Source organism: Bradyrhizobium erythrophlei, from assembly GCF_042430365.1.
GTDB classification, from domain to species: domain Bacteria; phylum Pseudomonadota; class Alphaproteobacteria; order Rhizobiales; family Xanthobacteraceae; genus Bradyrhizobium; species Bradyrhizobium erythrophlei.
Window position 1 is genome coordinate 100944 of the sequence record NZ_JBHMET010000233.1, and the last position, 7528, is coordinate 108471.

Sequence of the window (7528 nt, forward strand, 5' to 3'; positions counted from 1 at the left end):
GCTTGCTTAGACATGGATTGCTTCGTCGCTGTCGCTCCTCGCAATGACGCCCCCTACTTCCCCCACGACAAAATAGAAATCCTCGCGGCCGGGCAGCGAGCCGTAGGTGAACGGCTGCTGCTGATGCTTGGTGGCGGTCCAGACGTCGTCGCGGACGATGTCGAACAGCTTGCGGACCTCGATCTTCGGCTCCTTGATGTCGCGCGCCAGCGCAGTCGCGAAGGGTGAATTCACCGCATCTCCGTCCAGCGCTGTCTCGCCGTGCTTGGCGGCATAGACCACCATGAAGCCGGCTTCCGGCTCGATGTTGGAAAGTCCCTTACTAACCAGCTTGAGCGCGATGGTGTGCTTCATGGTCTTTTCGAACGGGTTGTCGCGGCAGGCATCGAGCATGACCAGGCGCAGCTTTCGCGCGCCGGCAACCGCGGCGATCACCTGCTCCAGCGCAACGGCCTGGGTGTCGGCATCGTGGTCGCTGGCCAGCTTCGCATCGGTCGGGATCAGATAGTTGACGCCGCCGATCTCCATGCCGTGACCGGCATAGTAGACCACCGCCCAGTCCGCCTTCTCGGCCTCGGCGCCAAAATCGCGCAGCGCGGCGAAGAACTTGTCGCGGCTGAGATCCGGCGCAAGCGTCACCACGGCGAAGCCGAGATCGCGGAATGTCGACGCGATCAGCCTGGCGTCACGCGGCGGGTTGGCCAATGGCGGAACGTTCCTGTAGGAGCCGTTGCCGACGATGAGCGCGACCTTACGCGGTCCGGACGGCGGTGTCGGCACTGGCGACACGCCGGGCGCCGGCTTGGCCGGCGGCGGGGGCGGTGGCCGGGCGACCGCCGGCGACAGCGCTGCCAGCCGCTCCTTGGCAAACCGGCGCGCGATCGCGACTTCGGTGTCGTCGACCTTGGTCAGCGCGACGCTGGCGGAGCGGTAGTCGTAGCGCGCGGCAACGGTGTCGCCCCGCTTCTCGAACAGCTGCCCACGCCCGGCATAGGCACGGATGTAGTTCGGCGCAATCTTCAGCGTCCCGTTGTAGTCGTCGAGCGCGGCGTTGAGATCGCCCTTGGCCAGACGCAGATTGGCACGGCTGACCAGCACGAAAGCGTCCTTCGGGTTCGCCGTCAGCGCCGTGTTGCAATCCGTGAGCGCCTCATCGAATCTCTTCATCTCCGTGTAGGTGATGCAGCGCAGCGAGGGCACCCTCGGACCATCAGGCTTGATCTTCTGCGCCTCGGCAAAATCAGCCAGCGCCGCGTCGTAACGCTTGAGCAGGGATTCGGCGCGGGCGCGGTTGTAGAGGTGGATGTACCCGATCTCACCGGTGGAGGCGTATTTGACCGCGGAATTGAAGTCGTTCAGCGCACGCTGCACGTCGCCGGTGCGCATGGAGATCAGGCCGCGATTGTTGTAGGGGCTGGCGAAGTTCGGGCGCAGCTGCATGCAACGCTCGAAATCCGCCAGCGCATGCTCGTTGTCGCCCTTGTTCGAATAGGCGATGCCACGGGAGTTGAGAATGACGACGTTGTCGGGATCGGCGGCGAACGCCGCGCTGAAGGCTGCGATCGCATTGTCATAGTCGCGCTTCTTCGACAGCGTGTCGCCGCGGTACCAATACGCCGCCGCCTTCGACTTGCCGGAGATCGCGTCATCCGCGATGACAGACTCGCAGGCCGTGAGCCGCGCGGCGGCTTCGGCCTGGTTGTTGCGGCAGGTGTCGATATCGCCGGCCGCGCGCGCGGCGCCAACCAGCGCAATCAGAACGATGAAGGAGAGGAAGACGCGTAACATCGCAAGAGAAGCCCCCAGCCGCCTAGAATTTTGTAGCGCGTCGCAAGTCGCGGTTCATTGATGGAAGGGACGGCCGGTTCCGGTCAACAGTGACGCCCCACCCGCCCACGCGGCGGCCTCGCTAAGACGTTGCAGGGCCGTGATTTTATTCACGAAACCGTGTGGCTTCCGCCGTAACAAAATGCGCCCCCGACCGTATCTTGAGGCGTCGGGGGGCGCCGTGCCGATTGCGAAAGCCGGCCCCCGCTCTAAACTGGCTCCCAACCGCGATCCCACGAGGAACCCATGTCCCTCAGCCGCCTCTCGCTTTGCGCCGCCGCGATCGGCGCGCTGGCCGTTGCCGCCTTTGCCATAGCTCCTTCGCGCGCGGCGGAAGACGCCGTGATCATTCCGCCGCCTGCGACCGACGCCCAGGAGGCCGGTGGCATCCAGACCGCGGTCCTGGCCGGCGGCTGCTTCTGGGGCGTGCAGGGCGTGTTCCAGCACACCGCCGGCGTCGTCAACGCGGTTTCCGGCTACTCCGGCGGCAGCAAGGCGACGGCGGACTACAACATGGTCTCCACCGGCGCGACGGGACATGCGGAATCGGTCGAGATCAAATACGACCCGAAGAAGATTTCCTACGGCAAGATCCTGCAGATCTTCTTCTCGGTCGTGCACGACCCGACCCAGCTGAACCGGCAGGGTCCCGACAGCGGCACGCAGTATCGCTCGGCGATCTTTGCGACCAGCGCCGAGCAGAAGAAGGTGGCGGATGCCTACATTGCCCAGCTCAACGCAGCCAAGGTCTATGGCAAGCCGATCGTCACCAAGGTGGGCGCGCTGGATGCGTTCTATCCGGCGGAGGCCTACCACCAGGACTATCTCACGCTGCACCCGAACCAACCCTATATTGCCTACAACGACATCCCGAAGGTCGAGAACCTGAAGAAGATCTTCGCGGACAATTACATCGAGAAGCCGACGCTGGTGAGCACCGCCAAGGCCACCAATTGAGGCAGCGCTTCCCGTCATTGCGACGAAGCAATCCATCGTGCTCCCCTCACACTGGATTGCTTCGCTTCGCTCGCAATGACGCCCTAAACCTGAGGAGTTTCCATGTCTGACAGCAAAACCGACGGCAAGGTCCGCAAGAGCGAAGCCGAGTGGCGCAATGAACTGACGCCGATGCAGTACGCCGTGCTGCGCGAGAAGGCGACCGAGCGTCCATTCACCGGCGAATACGAGCATGACCCCCGCAAGGGCACCTATGTCTGCGCCGGCTGCGGGCAGACGCTGTTCGAGTCCGACCAGAAGTTCGATTCCGGCTGCGGCTGGCCGAGCTTTTCGAAAGCGGCGGTCGAGAGCCATATCGACGAGGAGCGCGATGTCAGCCACGGCATGATCCGCACCGAGGTCTTGTGCTCGAAATGCGATGGCCATCTCGGCCACGTCTTCAACGACGGCCCGGGTCCGACCGGCCTGCGCTACTGCATCAACTCGGCGGCCTTGAAGCTGAATCCGAAATAAGCCCCTCTTCAGGGACGCGTTTTCTTCACGCGAACCGGGACCCACTTCGCTCGAAAACGCTACGCCAGCTTCGAACGCGGTTCCAACCTCGCGCGACCAAGAACCGGTCGCGCGGGGTTTTGTTTTGGCCTCAACGGTCTGCCCGGCGCGCAAACGAGGGAAGATGCGATGCCGCAAATACCAAGAAAGCTTCTGTTCGGTCTCGGCCTTGCCGGCCTCATCATGGAGAGCGTCGTGAGCCTGCCCGCCTGTGCCGCCGACAAGGTCTCGCTGTTCAAGGTGATCACCACCAAGGACGAGATCGTGATCGGTCTCTCCGACGCCGACCTCGCGCAGGTCGACGGCCAGAACGCCGGCGGCATCGCGAAGATGCTGGTTGCCAAGGGCTCGATGAGCGTCTGGCAATATGCCGTGCACAAATCCGCCTCCGGCGATCTCGAGCAGGCGCCGCTGCACAAAATCGGCCTGATCGCCAGCGACTCGCTCCGCGTCGAGCCCTACCCGACACCGCTGAAGGTGCTCCCGATCGACGAGAGCAAGAAATAGCGGGCGCCTTCCTCCCCAAACATCATCGTTATCGGCGGGTCGACCAAGGACTCGCAGCCCGGAATGTGCTTTGTTCCGGGCTGCGGGGCCGCGGGCGTCTCGCCGCACGGCTGCCGCCTGCTCCATGGAGGGCATCATGTCGCTTGGACTGATCCTCATCATCCTCCTGCTCGTCCTCCTCTGGGGAGGCTACAGCGGCCGGATCGGCGGCTATGGCTACGGCATGGGCCACTCCGGCATGGGCCTTTTCGGGGTGATTTTGGTGGTGCTCCTGGTCCTGGTCTTGCTCGGCAAGCTGTAGCCACGGCAAGTAATTGAAATAGAAAAGCTTTTGCAATCGGTTCCGCTGCTATGCGCAGATTCATCATGTGCCCTGCCGGGGCGGTTCTGGGGTTCGCATTTTTGTCAAAGAGGCCTATATTAGGGGCCGAAGTGATGTGTACGGCGCGCCGTCGGTAGCGGCCCACCGTCCTCCAAAAACCCCATTCGTCCGCCCTAGCCGCCAAGAAGATAAGAGGTCTTCGACCATGCGTCCTTTGCGTCCGTTTAACTTCAATACGTCTGCCGAACTTTTCCCCGCCGCGATCCGCAAGAAGAAGCGAGCCGGTTTCGCCTATCGCCGTTTCGGCACCGCCGCCGAAGCCGTGCGCTTCGCGATGGAAGAGCTGCCGGCGGATTCGCTGAACGGCGCCTACCTGCAGGTCGAGGAAGCCCGTTTCGACCAGAACGGCATCCGCTCGCTCTATGAGAGCGAGGCCTTCCCGCTGCCGCGCCGTCCGCGCCCCGCGCCCGCTCCGGCCCAGGCCAACGCCGACGCGGCCTAACGTCCGATCCCTCCTCCCAACGAAAAGCCCTCGAACCTGTCCGGGGGCTTTTGTTTTGGTCGCGGGCCGCTGCGCTAGAGCCTCGGCTGCCGGTCCAGCCAACGGCGCAATAGCCGGACGTTGCGGATATTGGCGCGGAACATGACGTCGAAGGCGTCGCCCGCGACCGGCACCATGCCAACCACGCCGTCGACCGCGACGTTGGCGAGCATCCGCGCGGTGATATGCCAGGGCGCGCCGAGCGCACGCGCCTCGCGCACCAGCCACAGCGAGATCGCGGTCGTGATGATGTCGCCGACCACCGGGATCAGGCCGATCAGCCGGTCGATGCCGTAGCGGATGTTGGTGCCGGGCAGGATGAAGGCGACGTCGAGCAGCTTTGCGATCGCCTCCAGCCGCGCCAGCCGCTGCTCGCGCGTCAGATTGCCGAAGGGATTGGCGGCGGAGTTGCCGAAATCGAAGCGAAAGCCCTCGAACTGTTGAAACGGCGAGCCATCGGGGACTTCGCGCCCGTCCTGGTCGATGACTTTGCCGCGCGCCTGCGCCCCGCCGAACGGCGGCCGCGAACGTGTGCGATGTGGGGTGAAGATGTCGTCGTCGGGCATGGCCATCACATGGTAACGCAATCGGGGGACGCAAGTTGCGGCACATTACCACTGTGTCACGTTCGACACCGCCTCATTTGCCCCGCGCCGCCGACGGCGTCAGGCCGAAGCGGCGGCGGAAGCAGCGGTTGAAATAGGATAGATCGTTGAAGCCGCAGTCGAAGGCGATGTCGCTGATCCGCCGCTCGCCGTCATGCGCGAGCAGATCCGCCGCCTTTGTCAGCCGCATTTCGGTGAGCCGCATCGTGAAGCTGGCGCCGGCCTCATAGAGTAGCTCGTTGACATAGCGCTCCGAGAGGCCGGCCGCCGCCGCGAGCTTGTGCGCCGAGAAATCCGGTTCGGCGAAGCGGTTCTCGAGGATCATCAGCACTGCCTTGAGCCGCACCGCGCGCAGGCCGCCGCGCTGCGCGGCGATGGCGAGATCGCCGCGGGCGCCGAGGCCGAGTGCCGCAAGGTCCATCAGATGCGCGGCGATGACGAAGCCGGCCTCGTCCACCGCATCCGTGTGCTGCAACAGGAGATCGCTGTAGTCCATCGCCAGCGACAGCGCGCCGCCCGGCGCGAGCTCGCGACCGACCAGGTCGTCGACGCCGGCCACCATCGATTTCAGCGTCGCCATCGGCAGATGCACATTAGTGAAGCGCTTGTGGTGGGCGCCGTCGGCGGTGAAGAACGGCTCGTCGAGCTTGAGCAGCACCATCGCGCCCGGCCGCATCGCAAATTCGCGTCCGCGATGGGTCACGGTCGAGGTGCGGTCGCCGGTGTTGCGCGCCAGGCAATAGCGGTCGTCATTGGTCGCCAGTACCTGACGCCGTTCGCGCCGCACGGTGGTGAAGCTGCCGTCGCAGCGGCCGAGCATGGTGGTGCCGATATGGATCGAGTTCATCGCCGCTTTGAACGGCACTGACGGCGACGGGTCGAGCTCACCGGTGTTGGAGAAATGCTCGAACAGCTCGGCAAAGAACATGTAGCGCTGCCGCTCGCTCAGGCCCGGCGGCAGCATATCGGTCGACAGCCTTTTCTTGATGACGGACATCGGAAGGAGCGGACCTGCAGGCGGGCCGCCAGTCTGGCCGCAGCCAGATGAACGGCGGATGAGGAGCTTACCGGGATCGCCCAGCGCCGGACAGTCCAAATCGCCAGACGCCCCGCGCCTCCCAGTCCAAGACAGCGTGGCCGCGGCGGGATTACCGATTGGCCCGGCAGCGGCCGCAAACCCACCTGCGTCCTGCGCCGCGGCCCGGTGACGACAACACTGCCAGCGCTCGAGAACAAAGAAGCCAGAGGAGACAACGACATGACGACATCTTCGGTCCGCAAGTTGCTGCTGGGGGTGGCGATCGCCGCCAGCATGGGGATCGGCTACGCGGTTGGCGCGCAGCCGCACATGGATGAGAGCCTCGCGATGCTGCAGTCCGCGCGCGGCGAGCTCGCCAGGGCGACCCCGAACAAGGGTGGCCACCGCGAACGCGCGCTTGGCCTGATCGATCAGGCGATCGGCGAAGTGCGCGCCGGCATCGCCTTCGCCGGCGGCTGATGTGTGACGACAGACGTTTGACATCACGGCAGGAGAATTCTGATGAATAGATTGATCGCAATTGCTTTCCTTCTCGGCGCGCTCACCAGCGCCAATGCGCTGCCGCTGGCACCGATGGCTCCCGCGCAGACGTCCGACGTGATCACCGTCGCCGGCGGCTGCGGCGGCGGCTGGCATCGCGGCCCCGATGGCGGCTGTCGCCGCAACTACGCACAGCCCTGGATGCACCCCTGCCCGCGCGGCTGGTACCTCGGCCCCTACGGCCGCTGCCGCGCCAATGGGACGTGAGGATTGCAGCGCGTCAGCGATTTGCATCACGGAGGCGGCGGACGGAAAGGACTCCATCCCCACGTCGTCCCGGCGAACGCCGGGACCCATAACCCCGGAATTGAGTCGTTGAAGTGAGCTGTAGCCCCAGTGTCGCGCAATAACTCCCATTTGTGGTGATGGGTCCCGGGTCAAGCCCGGGACGACACCGAATGCGTGGCGCGACTTGTGAGTCATATGTTCGCGTTCTCGCGACATGATTTGTCCGAGTTTTTGCGTTTCTTCTCACCCTCCTCTCAAGCAGAGGGCGCAGGGAAAGCCGGGTGCCGATTGCACCCATGGGCCCTGTGCAACAAAAAGCACAGGGGTAGGACCACAGGTGAAACCGGAGATCACACCGGCTTTCCCTGCGCGATGGTCTTACGGCTTATTTCGTGCTCTCCCCGGCGAGA

The 7528-nt window shown here is 64.5% G+C and carries 10 protein-coding genes; 7 read left to right on the forward strand and 3 right to left on the reverse strand.

Translation table 11 applies throughout. From position 1 onward, the window contains the following. Positions 1–6: 6 nt before the first annotated feature. On the reverse strand, positions 7–1788 hold the full coding sequence (locus tag ACFFWD_RS35795) for a caspase family protein (protein WP_376973651.1): 1782 nt from the start codon (positions 1786–1788) through the stop codon (positions 7–9). Positions 1789–2073: 285 nt separating this feature from the next. On the opposite strand from ACFFWD_RS35795, the gene msrA reads away from it, so the two are divergent. The 5 genes from msrA (at position 2074) to ACFFWD_RS35820 (ending at position 4667) form a co-directional block, all read left to right on the forward strand. Continuing rightward, positions 2074–2784 (forward strand): peptide-methionine (S)-S-oxide reductase MsrA, encoded by a 711-nt coding sequence (msrA, locus tag ACFFWD_RS35800; protein ID WP_376973653.1) that lies wholly within the window; start codon positions 2074–2076, stop codon positions 2782–2784. A 102-nt stretch (positions 2785–2886) separates the two neighbouring features. Then, positions 2887–3297: a peptide-methionine (R)-S-oxide reductase MsrB gene (gene msrB, locus ACFFWD_RS35805; RefSeq protein ID WP_376973655.1), complete on the forward strand. Its 411-nt coding sequence runs from the start codon at positions 2887–2889 to the stop codon at positions 3295–3297. 168 nt (positions 3298–3465) lie between these two features. Beyond that, positions 3466–3843, forward strand: a complete 378-nt coding sequence (locus tag ACFFWD_RS35810) for a hypothetical protein (protein ID WP_376973657.1) — start codon at positions 3466–3468, stop codon at positions 3841–3843. A gap of 136 nt (positions 3844–3979) precedes the next feature. After that, positions 3980–4144 carry a DUF3309 family protein gene (locus ACFFWD_RS35815; RefSeq protein ID WP_376973659.1) on the forward strand — a complete coding sequence of 55 codons (165 nt, stop codon included), beginning with the start codon at positions 3980–3982 and terminating at the stop codon, positions 4142–4144. A gap of 226 nt (positions 4145–4370) precedes the next feature. Next, a complete protein-coding gene (locus tag ACFFWD_RS35820) occupies positions 4371–4667 on the forward strand; it encodes a hypothetical protein (RefSeq protein ID WP_376973661.1) in 297 nt (98 codons plus the stop codon). Positions 4668–4741: 74 nt separating this feature from the next. Here ACFFWD_RS35820 and ACFFWD_RS35825 read toward each other — a convergent pair whose 3' ends face one another. Together ACFFWD_RS35825 and ACFFWD_RS35830 are read right to left on the reverse strand one after the other, a co-directional pair. Continuing rightward, positions 4742–5278, reverse strand: a complete 537-nt coding sequence (locus ACFFWD_RS35825) for a DUF4112 domain-containing protein (RefSeq protein WP_376973663.1) — start codon at positions 5276–5278, stop codon at positions 4742–4744. A 67-nt stretch (positions 5279–5345) separates the two neighbouring features. Continuing rightward, positions 5346–6308 (reverse strand): AraC family transcriptional regulator, encoded by a 963-nt coding sequence (locus ACFFWD_RS35830; RefSeq protein ID WP_376973665.1) that lies wholly within the window; start codon positions 6306–6308, stop codon positions 5346–5348. 261 nt (positions 6309–6569) lie between these two features. On the opposite strand from ACFFWD_RS35830, the gene ACFFWD_RS35835 reads away from it, so the two are divergent. Together ACFFWD_RS35835 and ACFFWD_RS35840 are read left to right on the forward strand one after the other, a co-directional pair. After that, positions 6570–6809 carry a hypothetical protein gene (locus ACFFWD_RS35835; protein ID WP_376973667.1) on the forward strand — a complete coding sequence of 80 codons (240 nt, stop codon included), beginning with the start codon at positions 6570–6572 and terminating at the stop codon, positions 6807–6809. Between the two features lie 42 nt (positions 6810–6851). Further along, on the forward strand, positions 6852–7097 hold the full coding sequence (locus tag ACFFWD_RS35840; RefSeq protein ID WP_376973669.1) for a GCG_CRPN prefix-to-repeats domain-containing protein: 246 nt from the start codon (positions 6852–6854) through the stop codon (positions 7095–7097). The last annotated feature ends 431 nt before the right edge of the window (positions 7098–7528 follow it).